Source organism: Aquabacter sediminis (assembly GCF_028863665.1).
Lineage (GTDB): Bacteria > Pseudomonadota > Alphaproteobacteria > Rhizobiales > Xanthobacteraceae > L1I39.
Genome location: NZ_JARBFX010000003.1, coordinates 335678 through 355078, shown reverse-complemented (window position 1 = coordinate 355078; position 19401 = coordinate 335678). Strand labels below are relative to the sequence as shown.

15 protein-coding genes are annotated in these 19401 nt (G+C 68.7%); 6 read left to right on the top strand and 9 right to left on the bottom strand.

All coding sequences use genetic code 11. The features are described 5' to 3' along the window. Positions 1-73 precede the first annotated feature (73 nt). The 3 genes from glpK to PV781_RS07350 form a co-directional block, all read right to left on the bottom strand. Positions 74-1579, bottom strand: a complete 1506-nt coding sequence (gene glpK, locus PV781_RS07360; protein WP_274774985.1) for a glycerol kinase GlpK — start codon at positions 1577-1579, stop codon at positions 74-76. A gap of 39 nt (positions 1580-1618) precedes the next feature. Next, complete coding sequence (gene glpD, locus PV781_RS07355; protein ID WP_274774984.1) at positions 1619-3175, bottom strand: glycerol-3-phosphate dehydrogenase; 1557 nt, start codon at positions 3173-3175, stop codon at positions 1619-1621. 149 nt (positions 3176-3324) lie between these two features. Then, positions 3325-4122 carry a DeoR/GlpR family DNA-binding transcription regulator gene (locus tag PV781_RS07350; protein WP_274774983.1) on the bottom strand — a complete coding sequence of 266 codons (798 nt, stop codon included), beginning with the start codon at positions 4120-4122 and terminating at the stop codon, positions 3325-3327. Positions 4123-4299: 177 nt separating this feature from the next. Here PV781_RS07350 and PV781_RS07345 point away from each other — a divergent pair, with 177 nt between their 5' ends. The 4 genes from PV781_RS07345 (at position 4300) to PV781_RS07330 (ending at position 8818) form a co-directional block, all read left to right on the top strand. Further along, on the top strand, positions 4300-5799 hold the full coding sequence (locus tag PV781_RS07345; protein ID WP_274774982.1) for an NAD(P)/FAD-dependent oxidoreductase: 1500 nt from the start codon (positions 4300-4302) through the stop codon (positions 5797-5799). Positions 5800-5868: 69 nt separating this feature from the next. Further along, positions 5869-6159 carry a hypothetical protein gene (locus PV781_RS07340; RefSeq protein ID WP_274774981.1) on the top strand — a complete coding sequence of 97 codons (291 nt, stop codon included), beginning with the start codon at positions 5869-5871 and terminating at the stop codon, positions 6157-6159. An 81-nt stretch (positions 6160-6240) separates the two neighbouring features. Further along, positions 6241-8010, top strand: a complete 1770-nt coding sequence (locus PV781_RS07335; RefSeq protein ID WP_274775177.1) for an N-acetylglutaminylglutamine amidotransferase — start codon at positions 6241-6243, stop codon at positions 8008-8010. 40 nt (positions 8011-8050) lie between these two features. Then, the gene (locus PV781_RS07330; protein ID WP_274774980.1) at positions 8051-8818 is read left to right on the top strand and encodes a class II glutamine amidotransferase; all 768 of its coding nucleotides are present in this window, start codon (positions 8051-8053) and stop codon (positions 8816-8818) included. Between the two features lie 82 nt (positions 8819-8900). On the opposite strand, the gene PV781_RS07325 is transcribed toward PV781_RS07330, so the two are convergent. From PV781_RS07325 to PV781_RS07305, 5 genes are all read right to left on the bottom strand, one after another. After that, on the bottom strand, positions 8901-9845 hold the full coding sequence (locus PV781_RS07325) for an arginase family protein (protein ID WP_274774979.1): 945 nt from the start codon (positions 9843-9845) through the stop codon (positions 8901-8903). Further along, a complete protein-coding gene (locus PV781_RS07320; RefSeq protein WP_274774978.1) occupies positions 9842-11116 on the bottom strand; it encodes a M20/M25/M40 family metallo-hydrolase in 1275 nt (424 codons plus the stop codon). Before PV781_RS07320 ends, PV781_RS07325 begins: the two co-directional genes overlap by 4 nt. After that, positions 11103-11768, bottom strand: coding sequence for an amino acid ABC transporter permease (locus tag PV781_RS07315; protein ID WP_274774977.1), 666 nt, complete (start codon positions 11766-11768; stop codon positions 11103-11105). The genes PV781_RS07320 and PV781_RS07315 overlap by 14 nt, the downstream gene beginning before the upstream one ends. A 137-nt stretch (positions 11769-11905) precedes the next feature. Beyond that, on the bottom strand, positions 11906-12721 hold the full coding sequence (locus PV781_RS07310; RefSeq protein WP_274774976.1) for an ABC transporter substrate-binding protein: 816 nt from the start codon (positions 12719-12721) through the stop codon (positions 11906-11908). A 61-nt stretch (positions 12722-12782) separates the two neighbouring features. Next, positions 12783-13538, bottom strand: coding sequence for an amino acid ABC transporter ATP-binding protein (locus PV781_RS07305; RefSeq protein ID WP_274774975.1), 756 nt, complete (start codon positions 13536-13538; stop codon positions 12783-12785). Between the two features lie 122 nt (positions 13539-13660). Here PV781_RS07305 and PV781_RS07300 point away from each other — a divergent pair, with 122 nt between their 5' ends. Both PV781_RS07300 and PV781_RS07295 read left to right on the top strand, forming a co-directional pair. After that, positions 13661-14566 (top strand): LysR substrate-binding domain-containing protein, encoded by a 906-nt coding sequence (locus PV781_RS07300; RefSeq protein ID WP_274774974.1) that lies wholly within the window; start codon positions 13661-13663, stop codon positions 14564-14566. Then, on the top strand, positions 14566-15843 hold the full coding sequence (locus tag PV781_RS07295; RefSeq protein ID WP_274774973.1) for a M28 family peptidase: 1278 nt from the start codon (positions 14566-14568) through the stop codon (positions 15841-15843). The genes PV781_RS07300 and PV781_RS07295 overlap by 1 nt, the downstream gene beginning before the upstream one ends. A gap of 6 nt (positions 15844-15849) precedes the next feature. On the opposite strand, the gene PV781_RS07290 is transcribed toward PV781_RS07295, so the two are convergent. After that, on the bottom strand, positions 15850-19350 hold the full coding sequence (locus tag PV781_RS07290; protein ID WP_274774972.1) for a bifunctional cytochrome P450/NADPH--P450 reductase: 3501 nt from the start codon (positions 19348-19350) through the stop codon (positions 15850-15852). Between the last annotated feature and the right edge of the window lie 51 nt (positions 19351-19401).

The window sequence follows — 19401 nt, the reverse complement described above, 5'->3', positions numbered from 1 at the left end:
TCAGGTTATCATCATAACATGTCAAGCAGACGTGCCGCTGCGTCCGGCGGTTTTCACGCACCCCGGCGGGACGTCAGTTCGGACGATGCAGGGTCTGGGCGACGGCGGCCTGCCAGCCCGCGATCTTGGCGGCACGCACGTCGTCCGCCATCGCGGGCGTGAAGCGCCGGTCCAGGTGCCAGTTGGCGGCAAAAGCCTCCGGCCCGCCATAAAGGCCCGCCCGCCAGCCGGCGAGGAAGGCCGCGCCGAGCGCCGTGGTCTCGCGCACCTGCGGGCGATCCACGGGCAAGGCCAGGATGTCGGCGATGAACTGCATGGTGAAGTCGCTGTCCGACATGCCGCCATCCACCCGCAGCACCGCCTCGGTACGTGCGAGGCCGGCATGGGTCATGTCGGCGCGCATGGCGTCCAGCAGGTCGAGCGTCTGGTAGCCGACGCTTTCCAACGCCGCGCGGGCGATCTCGCGGCGGGTGGTGCCGCGTGTGAGGCCGCTCAAGGTGGCACGGGCATCGGAGCGCCAGTGCGGCGCGCCGAGACCCACGAAGGCCGGCACCAGATAGACCGGCTGGCTCTCGTCCGCCAGCGCCGCCAAGGCGGTGCTCTCCGCGGCGGTGGAGATGATGCCGAGGCTGTCGCGCAGCCATTGCACGGTGGAGCCGGCGGAGAAGATGGCGCCTTCCAGCGCATAGGCGTGCGTGCCGTCCCATTGGTAGGCGAGGGTGGTGAGGAGCCGGTGGCGCGAGCGCGGGCGCGTCTTGCCCGTATTGAGCAGCATGAAGGCGCCGGTGCCATAGGTGACCTTGGCGAGGCCGGGCGCGAAACAGGCTTGGCCCACAAGGCTCGCCTGCTGATCGCCCACCATGGCCAGCACCGGCACCTCGCGGCCGAGCCAGGCCTTGGACGTGACACCGAAGGCACCGGCCGTGTCGCGCACCTCCGGCAGGAGCGGCGCGGGCACGCGGAACAGGCGCAGAAGCTCCGTGTCCCAGGCACCGGCTGTGATGTCGAACAGCATGGTCCGGGAGGCGTTCGTCACGTCGGTGGCATGCACGGCGCCGCCCGTGAGCTGCCACAGAAGGAAGCTGTCCACGGTGCCGAAGGCGAGGTCCCCGCGCTCCGCCCGCGCCCGCGCGCCGGGCACATTGTCCAGCAGCCAGGCGATCTTGGTGGCGGAGAAATAGGGATCGATGAGAAGCCCGCTGCGCTCGGACACCAGCGCCTCGCAGCCCTCCGCATTCAGGCTGTTGCACAGCTCCGCCGTCCGCCGGTCCTGCCAGACGATGGCGGGCGCGATGGGCGCGCCCGTCTCCCGGTCCCAGATGACCACCGTCTCGCGCTGGTTGGTGAGGCCGATGGCGGCGATGTCGGAGGCGGATAGGCCCGCCTTGGTGAGCGCCTCGCGCAGGGTGGCAAGGCTGGTCTCCCACAAATCGCGCGGATCGTGCTCCACCCAACCGGGATGGGGGAAATGCTGCGGAAATTCCCGCTGCGCCGTCGCCACCGGCACGAACGCGCGGTCAAACACGATGGATCGCGTCGAGGTGGTGCCCTGGTCGATGACGAGGATATGGCTCTCCACGATCGTCCTCCCGTTTTTCGTTCTTGTGTGTCGCGCCGGTCAGGCCGCGGCGGTCTGCTCCTGTGCCATGAAGGCACGAAGCGACGCCACCTCTTCCGGCGCCAGCCGCAGGCCGAGCTTGGTCCGCCGCCAGATCACATCCTCCACCGTGCGGGCAAATTCCTCCCGCATCAGGTGGCGCACTTCGGCCGGGGTGAGGCCCGCGCCGAAGGGCCGCCGGGCGCCAGGGTCGGCATTGGCTGCCGCCAGGAATTCGAACGCCTTCGTGCCATAGGTCCGCGCCAGCCGGGCGGCGTCCGCGGGAGTGAGCCAGGGGTGGCCCTCCTGCAGCGCCTGCGCGAGCCGGGGCGTGTCGCCCGGCGGGAAGTCGCCGCCTGGCAGCGGCTTCGTGCCGGTCCAGTCCCCGCTGCGGGCGGCAGCCGGGCCCAGATGCGTCCTCAGCTTATCCAGGGCATCGAGGGCCAGGTGGCGATAGGTGGTGATCTTGCCGCCCAGCACCGACAGGAGCGGCGCGGCCTCTTCGTTCAGCTCCAGCACATAGTCGCGCGTGGCCGCCTGCGCCGCGCTCGCGCCGTCATCATAGAGGGCGCGCACGCCCGAATAGGTCCACACCACATCGGCGGGCGTCACCGGACGGGCGAAATATTCGCTGGCGGCGGAGCACAGATAGGCGGTTTCCTCGGAGGTGATGGCGGGCTTGGCCGGATCGCCCTCATAGTCCAGGTCGGTGGTGCCGATGAGGGTGAAATCGCCTTCATAGGGAATGGCGAAGACGATCCGCCCGTCGGGATTCTGGAAGATGTAGCAGCGGTCATGGTCGAACAGGCGGGGCACCACGATGTGCGAGCCCTGCACCAGCCGCAGCTTGCCCTTCAAGGGCGGGCGGGCGGCGCCGATCTGGCGGTCGGCCCAGGGGCCGGCGGCATTGACGAGGACACGGGCGCGCACCGCCTTGCGGGCGCCTGTTGCCTGGTCCTCAACCGTGAGCGTCCAGGCATCGGGCGCGCGGTCGAGGGCCACCGCGCGGGTGCGCGTCTCGATCACGGCGCCCTTGGCGCGGGCATCGGCGGCATTCAGCACCACGAGGCGCGCGTCATCCACCCAGCAGTCGGAATACTCAAAGCCGCGCGTGCGCAGCTCGCCTTTCAGCGGGGCGCCGGCCGCATCGTGGCCGAGATCCAGCGCGCGCGCCTTGGGCAGCAGCTTGCGCCCGCCCATATGGTCATAGAGGAAGAGGCCGAGACGCAGCATCCACCAGGGCCGCATGCCTCGCCCATAAGGCAGCACGAAGCGCAGCGGATGGACGATATGGGGCGCGATGCCCCACACCACCTCGCGCTCGGTGAGCGCCTCGCGCACCAGCTTGAACTCGTAATATTCCAGATAGCGCAAGCCGCCATGAAGCAGCTTTGTGGAGGCCGAGGAGGTGGCGCTGGCTAGGTCGCCCTGCTCGCACAGATAGACCGAATAGCCCCGCCCGGCCGCATCGCGCGCGATGCCGCATCCATTCACGCCGCCGCCGATGATGGCGATGTCGAACGTGCCGTCGCCGGCACCTTTCGTCCGCCCCTGCGTGGAGGCGCGCACCCGTTCCATCTGGACCGACCTCTCCTTGGCGCTCGGCGCACCGTCGGCCGCTCCGGCGCGGCGGCGCGGGCCTCAAGTGAAGCGCTGGCGTCCAGGCTAAAGCGAACATCGAGATGTTCGCAATCGAAAATATCGAACATCACATGAGGGAAAAACGCTTATAATTGAAAGCGTAACGGATGTTCGTTTTCGGGCGTCGTCTCCACCAGCTGGACATTGTGGGCGGCACAAAGCGCGCGCAGGCGGGGGGAGGGGAGGTGGTCGGTCACGAAGGCCGCCACCTGGGAGAGATGGCCGAGGCGTACCGGCGCCACGCGGCCCACCTTGCTCCTGTCGCACACCAGGATCACGCGCCGGGCATTCTCCATGATGGCGCGGGCCACCGTCACCTCCAGCGGGTCGAAGTCCAGGAGCGAGCCGTCCTCGTCGATGGCCGAGGCGCCGATGATGGCCGTGTCCACCTTGAACTGGCGGATCATGTCGATGGCCGCCGGCCCCACCACCGCGCCATCGGAATGGCGCACTTGCCCGCCCGCCACCATCACGCGCATGTCGGGGAAGGGATAGAGCCGGAGCGCCACATTGATGTTGTTGGTGATCACCAGGAGGTCCCGGTGGCCGGTGATCGCGCGCGCCACCTCTTCCGTGGTGGTGCCGATGGTGATGAACAGGGAGGAATTGTCTGGAATGAGCCGGGCGGCGGCTTCCCCGATGGCCCGCTTCGCGGGGGCCGCAATCTGGCGGCGCGCCTCATAGGACAGGTTCTCCACCGCCGAGGACACCACCGCCCCGCCATGGGTGCGCGCCAGAAGGCTGCCGTCGCACAGGGCGTTCAGGTCGCGCCGGATGGTCTGCGGCGTCACGCCGAAGCGCGAGGCAAGGTCCTCCACCTCCACATGGCCGCTGGCGCGGGCCAGCGAGAGGATGGCAGTCTGGCGATCATTCAGCGCGTGCACGCGGGTCCCGTCCTGGCAGGCGAGGTTCGCCGGTACGATGTCCGGGCTTGGAGCGCAGATCAATGGGCCATCCACCTGCGACAGGTGCGCGCCCCAGGAACAAGCCCGCACTCCGGCGGTTCGACTTCGGGGACACGAGCGGGGATCATCGGCAAGGCGGCAGCCAGGGAGTTGGCCATGGACGAGCACATCCGGCGCGCGCCGGCCCCCCCGGTCCGTGCGGGGGCGGAAAGGAAACGTCCCCGGGTGGTGGTGGTGGGCGGCGGGTTTGGCGGGCTGGAAGTGGCCAAGGGCCTTGCGGGCGCCGACGTGGACGTGGTGCTCATCGACCGGGAGAACCACCATTGCTTCCAGCCGCTCCTCTACCAGGTGGCGACCGCAGCGCTCAACCCGGCGGACGTGGCCTGGCCGGTGCGGCGCATCCTGCGCGGGCAGGCCAATGTCACCGTCCTGATGGCGGAGGTGACGGGCGTGGACACTGCAGGCCGCGTGGTGGTCGCCGATGGGGAGCAGGTCGCCTACGACTATCTGGTGCTCGCCACCGGCTCGACCCATTCCTATTTCGGCCATCCCGAATGGGCGGAAGTGGCGCCCGGCCTGAAGCGCATCGACGATGCCACCGACATCCGGCGCCGCATCCTGGAAGCCTTCGAGCGGGCCGAGCTGACCCATGACGATGCCGAGCGGCAGCGCCTCATGACCTTCATCGTGGTGGGCGGCGGCCCGACCGGCGTGGAACTGGCGGGCGCCCTGCACGAACTGGCGCGCCTGGCCATGCCGCTGGACTTCCGGCGTATCGATCCGCGACAGGCGCGCATCATCCTGGTGGAGGCGGGGCCGCGCCTTCTGCCCACCTTGCCGGAGCACCTGTCCGATTACGCTCTCGCCACGCTCCAGCGCATGGGGGTGGAGGTGCGCACCGGCGCCGCCGTCACCGCCTGCGATGCCGCCGGCGTGGAACTGGGCGAGGTGTGTATTCCCGGCGGCACCCTCTTGTGGGCGGCCGGCGTGAAGGCCTCGCCCGCGGCCCAGTGGCTGGGCCTGGAGGGGGACAAAGCCGGGCGCGTGAAGGTGGCGCCCGATCTCACCGTGCCCGGCCAAGGCGAGGTCTTCGTCATCGGCGATACGGCTTCGGTCAAAGTTGGCGATCAACCTGTGCCGGGTATCGCCCCGGCCGCCAAGCAGATGGGTGCCTATGTGGCGCGGGTCATCCGCGCGCGGGTGGCGGGCGCGGCGGCGCCGGGCCCGTTTGACTATCGGCACCAGGGGGATCTGGCCACCATCGGCCGCAAGTCCGCCGTGGTGAAGCTGGGGCGTACCGAGCTGACCGGCTTCGCCGGCTGGCTGTTCTGGAGCGTGGTGCACATCTATTTTCTGGTGGGCGCGCGCCACCGCATCGCGGTCGCCTTCGCCTGGATGTGGAACTATGTGACCTTCCAGCGCGACGCCCGCCTCATCGTCGCCCGCGAACGCCCCGGCGCCCGACACGACCCGCAGATGCCTTCGGCGCTGACGCCGGACGGCCGACCCAAATCTCTGACGGATAATGATTTTTCCACCCGCGCCGGGCCGCCGCCCCCGGGGGCGCCTCACCTCGCGCCGGCGAGCGGGGAAGGCTTGGCAGCACCCGCTCAAGGTCCGCAGGGCACCGGCGAAAGGGAACGCTCCCCGCCGTGAGGCGTTTGTGGAAGGAGCGCGGTCTTGACGATCGCGGTTATCATTCGGCGTGATCGGCAGGAGGAGCCTTTGAAAACAGCGATCCTCGCAGCGGTCCTGATGGCGGTCGCCGTGCCGGCGGGCGCGCAGGAAGTCCACGCCCTTCAATTGAGTTGCGCGCAGGCGCGGGGCTGGGTGAATGCCCGCGGCGCCGCCCTCATCCGAACCAGTCCCTCCACCTTCGATCGTTACGTGCGCGATCGGGGTTTTTGTGTCGCCCCCGAAGATACCAAGCCCGAATGGATCCGCACCCAGGACGTGGCCCAGTGCTTCGTGGGCTACACCTGCTACGACCCCTCCCGGGATCATTCAAACCGTTGATCCCCAAAGGCGCGGACAAGAAGGAGAGCGGCGGGCGAACCACCAGGGGCGGGCGTGGGGGCCGACAGCAAGGAGCAGGATGTGTGTGGCATTTGCGGTGAGGTGAACCGGGACGGATCCGTGCGCGTGAACGTGCTCGCAGAGATGGCGGACCCCCTCACGCCCCGCGGCCCGGACGGGTTCGGCGTGTTCGCGCAAGGCGGGATCGGGCTCGCCCATCGCAGGCTGAGTATTCTCGACCTGAAGGCCACCTCGCAGCAGCCCATGGTGGATGCGCAGCTCGGCCTCGCCATCGCCTTCAATGGCTGCATCTATAATTTCCGCGACCTGCGCCAGGAATTGACCGCCAAGGGCTATCGCTTCTTCTCGCAGGGCGACACCGAGGTGATCCTGAAGGCCTATCACGCCTGGGGCGCGGACGCGGTGAAGCGCCTTCAGGGCATGTTCGCCTTCGCCATCTGGGAAATGTGGACGGGCCGCGTGGTGCTGGCCCGCGATCGGCTGGGCATCAAGCCGCTCTATCTGGCGCAGGTGGGACCGTCCCTGCGCTTTGCCTCCACCTTGCCGGCGCTGCTGGCGGGGGGCGGGGTGGACACCGCCATCGATCCGGTGGGCCTCCATCATTATATGAGCTTCCACAGCGTGGTGCCGGCGCCCAACACGCTCTTTCGCGGCGTGCGCAAGCTGCCGCCCGCCACCGTCCTGACACTGGAGCCCGATGGCCGGCGCCATGAGCACGTCTATTGGTCGGTGCGCATGGGCGAGGGCTTCGATGCCGCCGAGATGGGCGAGGAAGAGTGGCGGGAGACGCTCACCCAGGCCCTCCAGACGGCGGTGGAGCGGCGCGCGGTCTCCGACGTGCCCATCGGCGTGCTCCTCCCGGGCGGGGTGGACAGTTCGCTGCTGGTCGCGCTGCTGGCGCGGCTCGGTCATTCCGATATCCGCACCTTCTCCGTGGGCTTTGAGAGCGTGAACGGCCTCAAGGGTGACGAGTTCGAATATTCCGACCTCATCGCCCAAACCTATGGCACCGACCATCACCGCATCGTCATCCCGCAGGAGCGGGTGTTGCAGGCGCTGCCCGACGTCATCGGGGCCATGTCCGAGCCTATGATGAGCCATGATTGCGTCGGCTTCTATCTCCTGGCGCAGGAGGTGGCGCAGCATGTGAAGGTGGTGCAGAGCGGGCAGGGGGCGGACGAGACCTTCGCGGGCTATCACTGGCACGAGAAGATGCTCACCTCCGCCGATCCGGTGGCCGATTATGCCGCCCTCTATTTCGACCGCGACCATGGGGAGATGGCGCAGGCGCTGTCCCCGGACCTCATGGGCGCCGACCATAGCCGCACGTTCGTGGAGACGTTTTTCGCCCGCTGCGGCGAGACCTCGCCCATCAACAAGACGCTGCAGATCGACACCGAGATCATGCTCGTTGATGATCCGGTGAAGCGGGTGGACAACATGACCATGGCCTTTGGCCTGGAAACCCGCGTGCCCTTCCTCGACCACGAAATGGTGGAACTGGCCGCCCGCATTCCTTCCGAACTGAAGGTGCAGTCCGGCGGCAAGCATATCCTGAAGGAGGCCGCGCGGCGCATCCTGCCGGCGGAGGTGGTGGACCGGCCCAAGGGCTATTTCCCCGTGCCCGCGCTCAAATACATTCGCGGTCCCTATCTCGACTTCGCCCGCGACGTGCTGAACCAGGAGGCCGCCCGCACGCGCGGGATCTTCCGGCGCGATTATGTGGACCGCCTGCTGGCCGATCCCGAGGGCAACCTCACGGCCAAGGGCCATTCCAAGCTCTGGCAGGTGACCGTGCTGGAGCACTGGCTCCAGACCCACGCGGCGTGACGCGGCGCCGGCAAAGACCCGTTGCAAAGGAGGAGGATGCATGTGCCGGTGGATGGCCTATTCGGGCGAACCCATTGCACTTGATCGCTATGTGACGCGCTCGTCCCATTCCTTGGTGGTGCAGAGCCAGAAGGCGCTGGAATCCACCATGGCCATGAATGGCGACGGCTTCGGCCTCGGCTGGTATGACGACTTGCCGGAACCGGGGGTCTACCGGGAGATCCGGCCTGCCTGGTCGGACGAGAATCTGCGCTCCCTCAGCCGGCATTTGCGCTCGCGGCTGTTCTTCGCCCATGTGCGCGCCGCCACCGGCACGCCGGTCACGCGGCCCAATTGCCACCCCTTCGCCTATGGCCGCTGGCTGTTCATGCACAATGGCTATCTGGCCAACTGGATGACGCTCCGCCGCACCGTGGAAGGCATGATCCCCGACGAGATGTATGGCGCGCGGGCCGGCTCCACCGATTCCGAGGCGCTGTTCCTGGCGCTCATGGGGCAGGGGCTGGCGGATGAGGCGGAGCCGAGCCCGGTGGAGGCGGTGCGGCGGTTTCTGGAGACGGTAGCGGCGATGGCGGGTTCGGACCCGTTCCTGTTCACCGCCGCGCTCTCGGACGGCGTGCATCTCTACGCCTTCCGCTATGGGGTGAATGCGCGGCCGAATTCGCTCTATTACCGTGCGGCCCAGAACGGTGTCCTCATCGCCTCCGAGCCACTGGACGATGATCGCTCCACCTGGATCGAAGTGCCGCCGCAATCGGCGCTGTGCGCTCCGTCCGGCGGCCCCGTCTCGGTTCTGCCGTTGGCGTGAGGGGGATCGACCTTATTGGACCGAGACGGAGTCACCCCTCACATTCAATCGCCGAAGCGGTTCCCTGTGAGGGGATCCGGCTCTAGGCCCCCACGCCGCGGGCATGGATCAGCAGCAGGATTTCATAGGCCAGATAGGCGGCCAGATGTGCCGCCATGCCCTGCACATCGTGGCCGGGGCTCACCGTATTGATGTCCACGGCCACGATGTTCAGCCCCGACAGGCCGCGCAGCAAGTGCAGCCCCTCCCGCGCCGAGAAGCCGCCCCAGGTGGGCGTGCACACGCCCGGTGCCACGGAGGGGTCGAAGGAATCCATGTCCCAGGACAGATAGACCGGCCGGCCGCCCATCACCGCGTGCAGTTCGGCGAGCACATCCGCCTCGCCCCGCCGCACATAGTCGGTCATGGTGATGATGTTGTAGCCGAGGCTCCTCGTATGGTCGGCGACGCCCGGCCGGTAGGTGGAGCCGCGCACGCCCACATGGTAGGAGGCGCTGGCCGAGACCCGCTGCTCCAGCGCCACATGGCTGAACTGGCTGGCGGCGTCATAGGGGTGCTCCGGGTTCACCGGGTGGCAGTCCGTATGGCTGTCCACATGCAGCACGCACAGGTCCGGCCACAGCCGCGCGGCGGCGCGCACCAGCGGCACGGAAACCGAGCCGTCGCCGCCGAAGCCCACCACGGTGGCCCCGGTGGAGGCAATGCGGAAAGCGGCTTCCTCGATGCGCGCGAAGGCCTCCTCGATGCGGCCCGGCGTGAGGGTGACGTCACCGCAATCCACCAGCCCCAAGACTTCGCGCACGTCGAAGTCCGCCCGCTCGCTCTCATAGGCCCGCACCAGGGCCGATTGCTCGCGAATGGAACGCGGCCCTTCCCGCGAGCCGATGCGGAAGGGATGGGTGCCGCAATCGAAGGGCACACCGAGAATGGCCGCCTTCGCGCCGGCCGCATCGCTGGCCCAGGGGACGCCCATGAAGCCGGCGCCCTGGTGCATGAGGGCGGCGCTGCTCAGTTCCGAGGGTTTCATGACAGGGGGCTTTCCTGCGCCAGAAAGTCGAAGGCGGTCAGCGTGTGCACCTTGGCCACGGCCACCAGTTCGTCGACGAGAATGTATTCGTCCGGCGCGCCCATGTTGAACGGCGTGCAGCCGAAGACCACGCTGGGAATGCCGAACATGCGGTAGATGCGGGCGTCAGATGCCCCCACCCGCATGTTGCTCACCGGCGGTGCGCCGAACACGCGGGCGGCGGCGTCCACCGTGCGCGTCACGATCTCATGGCCGGGCGAGGTGTAGCTTGCCGGATAGGCGCGGATGATGCGCCAGGTGACGCCCTCAAGGCCATCGAGCCCGGCATGAAGGGCGTCTTCCACCGCCTCCAGCGTCACGCCTACGGGAATGCGGATGTCGGCGGCGGCGGTGGCGGCCGCCGGCACCAGGTTCGGCGAAATGCCACCCTGGACGGTGCCGATATTCACTGTCACCCGCTGGAGCGTTGCCGCCTCTCCCGCGCCGGAAATGGGCTCTGACACGGACTTTGCCGCCGCGATGGCGGCGCTCACCTCCGCGGGGGCCGCCACGGGCAGGTCTTCCAGGCGCTTCAGGGCATCCAGCGCGTCGCGCAGGCGGTCGATGGCGTTTTCGCCCTTATGCACATGGGCGCCATGGGCGGGCTGGCCCTCAGCCTCGATCTCCACCCAGCACAGGCCCTTTTCGCCGAAGCGCACCACGGTGGGCGAGCCCACGTCGCCGCACAGCATGGCATCGCCCTTCGCTTCCGGCACGTTCTCCAACAGCCAGCGCGCGCCCAGCGAGCCCATGTTTTCCTCGTCGCCCGCCAGCGTCACCACCAGGTCGCCCGACCAGTGGTCCCGATGGCCGGCGAGGATGCCGGCCGCCAGCAGCGAGGCGGCGATGCCGGCCTTCATGTCGGAGACGCCGCGCCCATAGATGCGGCCGTCCTCCAGCACCCCACCGAGCGGCGGCACGCTCCAGGCGCCCTCGCCGATGGGGAAGGTGTCCAGATGCCCGTTCAGCACCAGCCGCCGGCCAGGGCGGCCGGAGCAGAGGACGCCCACCAGGTTCACGATGCCCGGCGCGCTTTCATAGCGCTGCACGGTCATGCCGGGGATGGCCTCCAGGAGGGCTGTGGCGGTCTCAGCGATCGCGGTCACATCGCCGGGCGGGTTGGGGGAGGCGATGCGCACCAGCCGGCGCGTGGTGTCCACGAGGGCCGCGCGGCCGGCTTCCACCTGCGCCATCAGGCGGTCGTGGAGGCAAGAAAGGTCACTGGCGGGCAAGACGACGCTCCCACAGGCGGATCGCCATGGCCAGGGGCCAGCAGATGCAGAAATAGACCACGGCGATGAAGGTGAAGATTTCGAGCGGCCGGAAGGTGGTGGAGGACAATTCCATGCCCCGGCGCGTGATCTCGCTGACCGAAATGACGGAGCCGAGCGAGGAGAATTTGATGAGCTGCACGAAGTTGGAGGCGAGCGGCGGCAAGGTCATGCGGATGGCCTGCGGCATCACGATGCGCATGAAGCTCTGGGCCGGGGTCAGCCCCAGCACCTGCGCCGCCTCCCGATGGCCCTTGGGGACCGCCTGGATGCCGGCGCGATACACTTCCGAGATGAAGGCGGCCATATAGAGCGACAGGCCGATGAGGATCGCCGCCAGCGCCGAGATGCGGATGCCGAAGACAATGGGCAGCACGTAATAGACCCACAGCAACTGCACCAGGATGGGCGTATTGCGGATGATCTCGCCCAAAGTCAGGCTGAAGGCCCGCAAGAGCCGGAACTTCGACATGTCGAACAGCGCCAGCACCAGCCCGCCCAGAAGCGCGAAGACCAGCGAGGTGGCGGAGATGATGAGCGTCAGCTGGAGGCCGGATAGAAGGAAGTCCAGGTTGTTCCAGATGATGTCCCAGCGAAACGTATAAGAGTTCACGGCGGGCCTCCTCCTGCTCGCCTCGGGATGGGACGCGCCGGCCCGTGCGCGCCGTTGGGGCGACGCGGCGGGGGCAGGCGCGGGGTTCGGGCGAGCGGGCCGGCGCCGTCACGGGCGCCGGCGGCGTCTTCAGGGCATCAGGGGGCGACGATGGGGCCGAGCTTGTTCTTGTCCGCATACTTCTTCAGGCGGCCATCCAGCTTGATGGTGTCGATGAAGAGGTTCACGTAGTTCAGCCACACCTGGTCGCCCTGGTTGATCACATAGGCATAGGGCGTCACCGCCAGCTTCTCCGGCGGCTCGATGGATTTGGCCCAGTCGAACTCGTCGGTGACTTTCACGGCGGTGGGGAAGTCGGTCATGATCACGTCCACGCGCCCGGCCACCAGTTCACCCTCGCGCGTGTTGGGCGGGGCAACCGAGACGAGTTCGGCGTTCTTCAGGTAAATCTTCATGAAGGGCTCGATATAGGAGCCGAGCGTCACGGCCACCTTCATGCCGGGCTTGTCGATGTCGGCCCAGGATTTCACCGGCCCGTCCTTGCGGGTGACCGCATAGATGTTGGTGATGAGATAGGGCTTGGAGAATTCCACCGCCTGGGCGCGCTTCAGCGAGGCGCCGATGCCGAACATGCCGATGTCGCACTTGTTGGCCTGGAGGTCGGCGATGAAGGTGCCGAAGCTGGATTCCACGATCTCCAGCTGCGCGCCCAGTTCCTTGGCCAGCTCCTTGGAGAGATCGGCGTCGATGCCTTCGATCTCGCCCGTCTTCGGGTTGCGGAAGGAGATGGAATAATAGAGCGGATACTGGCAGACGCGCAGCTTCTTGCTCTTGGTGATGTCGTTGAGGCGCGAATTGACCGCCTGGGCGGAGGCGGGCAAGGGCGCGGCGATGCAGGCGGTCAGCGCCGCAGCCGCGGCCCATCGCAGGAGTTTGGCAAAAGGAAGGGTCATGGCTTGGTCCTCTGGGGTTGGCCCGGCCTTTGGCGGCCGTTGTCTGGGGTTCGGGTAACGTTCAGTCCTGAAGCAGGGACAGGAAGCGGCGGGCGCGGTCGCTGGCGGGCGCGGTGAAGAAGGCCTCGGGGGCGGCCTCCTCGACGATCTCGCCGCGATCCATGAAGGCGACGCGGCTTGCCACCTGGCGGGCAAATCCCATTTCGTGGGTGACCACCACCATGGTCATGCCCTCCAGCGCGAGCTGGCGCATGACGGCGAGCACCTCGTTGCGCAGCTCCGGGTCCAGCGCGGAGGTGGGCTCGTCGAACAGCAGCACCTTGGGCGACATGGCGAGCGCGCGGGCGATGGCCACGCGCTGCTGCTGGCCGCCCGACAGGCGGCTGGGATGCACGTCGCGCTTGTCCGAGAGGCCCACCTTGGCGAGCAGCGCCTCGGCGATCTCAATGGCGGCGGGGCGGCTCATGCGCTTCACGCGCAAGGGAGCCTCGATGATGTTCTGGAGCACGGTCATGTGCGGCCACAGATTGAAATGCTGGAACACCATGCCGATGTCGGGCCGCACCTCGCGCGCCGAGCGGCGCTCCTCGGAACTGTCCCGGGCCGAGGCGATGGTGACGCCGTTCATGGCCACCGTGCCGGCGCTCGGCTGCTCCAACAAAGCGAGGCAGCGGCAGAGCGTGGTCTTGCCCGAGCCGGAGGGACCGATGAGGCACACCACGTCGCTCGTCTGGATCGAGAGATCCACGCGCCGCAGCACCTCCACCGGGCCGAAGCTCTTGCTCACCTCATGGGCGGCGATCAGCGGCACAACCAATGCTGGCTCCCTCGAGAAACTTGACCATAAATTTGCGTTATGGTCTTCTTGCCTCGTGTTTCAAGGCTCGCTCATATTCCAGACGAGCAAACACGAAATGGCAATAACCAAAATTTATGCAAATGGATTATCGTCTCCTCGAAGCCTTCCGCGCCGTGATCGATGCCGGCTCCGTCACCCAGGCGGCGGGCGCGCTGGGGCTCACCCAGCCGGCCGTGAGCGCGCAGATCGCGCGGCTGGAGGCGGAGGTGGGCTTTTCGCTGTTCGAGCGCTCGGGCAACCGGGTGCGGCCCACCACGGAGGCCCTCGTCTTCCGCGAGGAAGTGGAGCGCACGCTGGCCAAGATCAACGACCTCAGCCGGGTGGCCGAGCAGATCCGCACCGGCGAGATGGGGGCGTTGACCATCGTCAGCCACCCCATGGCGGGGGTCACCTTGCTGCCGCCGGTGGTGGCCGCCTTCGGCAAGGCGCGGCCCGACACGAAGGTGGACTTGAGCGTGCGCAACTCGGACATGGTGCGCTCGCTCTTCCCCTCGCGCACCTACGACATCGGCATCGCCGAGGCGTCCGTGGACCCGGCGGGGCTCACCATCACCCGCTATCGCATGGCCTGCAGCGCCATTCTGCCCAAGGGGCATGCACTGGCTGCCCATGATGTCATCACGCCCGCTCTGTTCTCCGGCCTGCCCTTCGTCAGCATGTCCCGGCAATGGGCCGCCCATCATCTGGTTGAGAAGGTGTTCGGGGCCGCCGGCGCGCATCTCAACGTTGTGGCCACCTCGGAACTGTTCGCCGCCATCTGCATGATGGTGGCCCATGGGCTCGGCGTCTCCATCGTGGATGCCGCCTCCGCCGCCCAGTTCGAGGGGCTGGGTCTGGAGGTGCGGCCCTTCGCGCCCGCCGTGCTCTACGAGGTGGCGGTCTTCCATTCGGCGGACCGGGTGCCCTCGGCCATCGCCCGCAACTTCCTGGATCTTCTCGACGCCCACATGGGCACCTTTCTTTCGCCCGCCGTGGAGCAGCCCTGATGCGCCTCTTGTCTGACCTTGCCGCCTTCGCCGCCGATGCCCGTCTCCAGGAGGAGTTCGACGCGCTCTGCGATTTCGGCGGCCGCCTCGCCGGCACGAAGGCCGAGGCGGACGCCATGGCCTATGTGGCGGAGCGGGGGGCGCAGGCCACCGGCGTGCCCGCCCAAGCGGTGCCCGTGGCCTATGGCGGCTGGACGGCGGGTGCGGCCTCCCTCGCTTTTGCCGATGGCAGCACCGCCTTGTGCCATCCTTTGGTGCGCAGTCGAGCGACGCCGGCGGAGGGCCTCGAAGCTGAAGTGATCGATCTCGGCCGGGGCACGCCGGAGGAGTTCGAGGCCCACCGCGCCGAGATTGCCGGCCGCATCGTGCTGGTGAGCCACGAATTGATGTTCGTGGCCGGCACCATCCATCGCCGCCGCAAATACAATATGGCCCTGGAGATGGGCGCCGTCGGCTTCCTCATTGCCGGCCCCGTGGCGGGGGGCGCTGTGGCGGGCTCCTCCGGCCGCGCCGGTGACGAGCCGGGCATTCCCGCCGCCGGCATCTCGCCCGAGACCGCCGCGCGCCTCGCCCGCACCGCCGCCGGCTGGCCGAAGGTGCGCTTTCACCTCGACGCGCAGGACCGGCCCGGCGAAACGGCGACCTTGCTGTTCGACCTGCCGGGGCAGGGGCGGGACCTTGTGGTCCTGAGCGCCCATGTGGACGGCCACGACATCAATGAAAGCGCGCTGGACAATGCCTCGGGCGTCGCGGTGGCGCTCGCGGTGATGCGGGCGGTGGCGCCTCATGTGGCGGGCTTCCAACGCGGCGTGCGGCTGGCCTTCTTCAGCGCCGAGGAATGGGCGCTCACCGGCTCGGCGCAATATGTGGCGGGCCTGCTGCCTGAGGCGCGCGATCGCATCGCCCTCGACATCAATCTGGACACGGTGGTGGGCGGCGCGCGCCATGCGGCGCTCACCAGCGGCTATGGGGCGCTGGAGCCCTTCCTGCTGCGCGCGGCGGAGGAGGCCGGGCACCGCTTACGCTGCGTGCGGCCCTTCCTGCAGAATTCCGACCACGCCAATTTCGCCGCCGCCGGCATCCCTGCCTTCCGCCTGGTGGCCGGCTATGACGAGCCCAACGCCGCCGTCCGCTTCGTCCTGACCCCCGAAGACCGGCGCGACAAGGTGCAGCCCGGCGAACTCCTCCGCGCCGCCGCCCTCACCGCCGCCTTGCTGGTGGCCGCCTGCACGGCATCGCCGGAAGAGGCGGCGGGGTGGCGGGCGCGGGTGGGGTGAGGGGCCTCACCCCGCCGCCCACACATCCTGGAGATAGCGCCCGCTGTCCTCCAGCGCCTTGACCGCCTCAGCGCCGAGCAATTCCGCGAAGGCGGCGTGCACGTCTGGGGCCATGGTGCGGGCATTGCCGCAGATGAGGATGGACGCGCCCGCCGCCACCGCGCCGCGCACCGCCTCCCCATGGAGGCGCAGGAGGTCCTGCACATAGGTCTTCGGCGTCCCCGCCCGGCGGGAGAAGGCCACCGCCAGGAGGCTGAGCGTGCCCTCGGCCTCATAGGCTTCCATTTCCTCGCGATAGAGATAGTCGCTCTCGTCCCGGCAGCCGAAGAAGAGCTGCACCGGGCCCACCTCCATCCCCTGCGCGCGCTGGGCGTGACGCTCCTGGATGAAGCCGCGCAGCGGGGCAAGGCCGGTGCCGGGGCCCACCAGGATGAGCGGCACGGTGGGGTCCGCCGGCAGGTGGAAGGTGCTGCCCGTATCCTTCACCAGCACCCGCACCGGCGTGCCCTCGGCGCATTCAGCCAGATAGGTGCTGCACAGCCCGTCATGGTGAACCCCGTCGGCCGAGACGAAATGGTGGACGCCCACGGTGAGCGTGCACGCCTCCGGCGACAGGAGCGGCGAGGAGGAGATGGAATAATAGCGGGGCTTCAGGGCCGGGCGCACGGTGAGCAAGGTGGCGAGGTCGAGCTTCACCGAGGGTACCTGCGCCAGCAAATCCTCCATGCGGGGCTTGGCCTCGGCGACCGCGTGGGGGAAGTCGGAGAGCCAGGCGGCGATGCGGGCGCTGTCGGGCGGGCATTGGGCCGCCTGCGCCCAGGCGCGCAGGTCGCGCCGGGTGACGGGGCCGGCGAGGTCCACATGCTCGGCCAGAAGCTCGCCGACGCTCACCGGCACGCCGAACGGCAGGCCGGCCTCGTCCGCGGCGTGGGGATGGAGCGGGGTCAGGATCACGCGCGTTTCCGCCGCCAGGCCGCAGCGGGCGGCGGCGGCTGCCACCAAAGCTGGCGGGTTGGTGGGGAAGACGGCCAGATGATCGCCCGCCGCATAGGAGGTGCCGGCAGGCAGCGGGATCTCGATGTGGCGCGTGGAGCCCTGGGCGCCCGCGCCCAGCAATTCCCGGTTCATGCGCACCGGCACCATCACGGCGCCCGCATCGAGCCGCGTGCCGGAGCGGGGCGCGGCGCCGGAAGCGGTGCCGGCGAAATTGGCCATCTCCACCCTTACGGAAGGCTCCACCTTCGCAGGCCCCTCGGCGGCGGCGTCCGCGCCTGCCGCATCGGTGTCCGCCGCGCCGCCGAAGGCCGCGTCCAGCGCCGGCCAGAGCGCGGCGGTCCAGGCCTCCACCGCTGCCTCATAATCGCCGTCCGCATCCGCCGTGCCCGCCTCCAGGAGGGCAGTGCCGCCAAGTGCGGCGAGGCGGGTGGCGACAGTCTTGGGGAATTTCTGGAAGGTCTGGTGCCACTGGGTGTTGCCGCAGCCGAGCACCGCATGGCGCACCCCCGCACAGGCGCCCGCCGGGGCGCTCGCCAGCCATTGGGCAAAGCGCGCGGCATTGTCCGGCGGGGTGCCGTTATAGGTGGAGGTGACGATCACGACGGCCCCGTCCGTGGGCCAGGGCTGGCCCACCTGATCGTCCAGCTCTGCGACGGTGGCGGCATAGCCCCGCCCCGCCGCGTGTTGGGCGAGGGCGAGGGCGATGTCGCGGCAGCCGCCCATATTGGAGCCGTAGAGCAGGCGCAGGGGCCGCCCGCCCCCCGCCACCGGCGCCGCCAGCGCGCCCTCCGCCTTGGCGGCGGCGGGGCGCACGGGAAAGCGGCCCTTCACCTCCGGCCGCCGCTCCAGCAGCATGTCCAGATGGTCGGGCTTCACGGTGAGCGCCTGCTTGTGGCGCAAGACGTAATGGGGGTCCTTGGGCCGGACCGTGTAGCGCTGGACGAGGCGCGCCAGCACCATCTTGGCCTCCAGCAGGGCGAACTGGAAGCCGATGCAGGAGCGCGCACCCATGCCGAAGGGGTGGTAGGCGTGGGGATGGTGGAGCTTCTCCTCCTCCGGCGCGAAGCGGTCGGGGCGAAAGGCCTGGGCATCGGGGCCCCAAATGCGCGGATTGCGCTGCATGGCCGTGAGCGACACGAACAGGCGCTCGCCCGCCTTCACGTCATAGCGGCCGTTCCCCACCGTGGCGTCGCGGGTGATGTAGCGCGGGATCACGGGCACCGGCGGGCACAGGCGCAGCGCCTCTTTCAGCACCCGCTGCGTATAGACGAGCCGGCCCACATCCTCATAGGTGGGCGAATAGGAGAAGTCCCGGCCCAGCACCTGGTCCACCTCGGCGATGAGCTTTTCCAGCGTCTCGGGATATTTCCACAAATAGTAGAGCGCATAGGCCAGCATGCCCGACGTGGTCTCGTGCCCGGCGATCAGCAGCACGATGAGCTGGCCGCGAATATTGTCGTTCGGCAGCTTCTGGCCGGTGACCCGGTCGGGGGTGGTGAGCATCACCTGGAGCAGGTCGGTGGGCACCGCCGCGCCCGCCGCCATGGCGGCCCGGCGCTCGGCGATGATGGTCTCCACCTCGTCCAGCATGATCTTGTCGGCGGCCGCACGCCGCTTGCGCACCTCGTGGTAGAAGACCTCCGGCAAAAGGCGCCTGGTCTCGGCCATGGCGTCGGTGAGCACCACATTCATGGCCTCCACGAAGGCCGGCAGGTCCGGCGCGTCGATGGCCCCATAGCGGCGGTTGAAGGCGGCATAGGAGATGGCCTCGAAGGTCATCCGCGTCATCAGGTCGGTGGCGAGGAAGCTCTCGCCGGGGCCGAGGCGGTCGAGATGGGCGAGCAGGTCGTCCGCCACCTCGACGATGCGGCCGTAATAATTCTTCAGGGCCGTGGCGCCGAAGGCGGGGGCGAGGATGCGGTGCGCCTGGTGCCAGAGCGGGTCATCGTCGGAGGAGGTGAAGAGCGCGCTGCCCACGCTCTTGTCGGCGAGGTCGCGCAGCCCGCCGCGCCCTTCCACCTGCTTGGCGAAGATGGTGGGCGCGGCGCACATTTCCGAGACGATGTCGGGGTTCGAGCAGAAATAGGCGCGCTTTCGGCCCACCTGGAAGGCGAAGAATTCGCCATGCTTGGCATGGAGCGCGTCCAGGGCCGCCACCAGGCCGTCCGCATTGTGCAGTTCGGGCAGGTTGCCGACGATGGGATAGGGCCGGGGGCCGGGCACCGGCTGGTGGGCGGCGTGCGTCGCCGGGGCGGGCGTGGCCGTCGCCGCCGCATGCTCCACCACAAGACGCAAGTGAAGGCCATCCGGCAGGCTGTCATCGAGGGCGACGGTGATGCCGTCCGCCGTCTCCACATGAAAGGCCGCGTCCGCCGCAAGGCCCGCCGCCGCGCGCACGGCCTCGCGCACCGCCGCGCCGCTGGCGCCGGGGAACCAACCCACCTTGAGGGTGTCGGCCCCGTGCGCGAGATCCACACGCTTCAGGGCGGGAGGCGCAGGGGTCTGCGGCATGGGGAACTCCTTGGGACGTGTTTTCGGCCCCTCGGGGCCTCGTTTGGGATG

Coding starts and splice junctions, on each gene's coding strand:
- PV781_RS07300 (WP_274774974.1), top strand. CDS start 13,661: ATGGATTATCGTCTCCTCGAAGCCTTCCGCGCCGTGATCGATGCCGGC.
- PV781_RS07290 (WP_274774972.1), bottom strand. CDS start 19,350: ATGCCGCAGACCCCTGCGCCTCCCGCCCTGAAGCGTGTGGATCTCGCG.
- glpD (WP_274774984.1), bottom strand. CDS start 3,175: ATGGAACGGGTGCGCGCCTCCACGCAGGGGCGGACGAAAGGTGCCGGC.
- PV781_RS07295 (WP_274774973.1), top strand. CDS start 14,566: ATGCGCCTCTTGTCTGACCTTGCCGCCTTCGCCGCCGATGCCCGTCTC.
- PV781_RS07325 (WP_274774979.1), bottom strand. CDS start 9,845: ATGAAACCCTCGGAACTGAGCAGCGCCGCCCTCATGCACCAGGGCGCC.
- PV781_RS07330 (WP_274774980.1), top strand. CDS start 8,051: ATGTGCCGGTGGATGGCCTATTCGGGCGAACCCATTGCACTTGATCGC.
- PV781_RS07345 (WP_274774982.1), top strand. CDS start 4,300: ATGGACGAGCACATCCGGCGCGCGCCGGCCCCCCCGGTCCGTGCGGGG.
- PV781_RS07310 (WP_274774976.1), bottom strand. CDS start 12,721: ATGACCCTTCCTTTTGCCAAACTCCTGCGATGGGCCGCGGCTGCGGCG.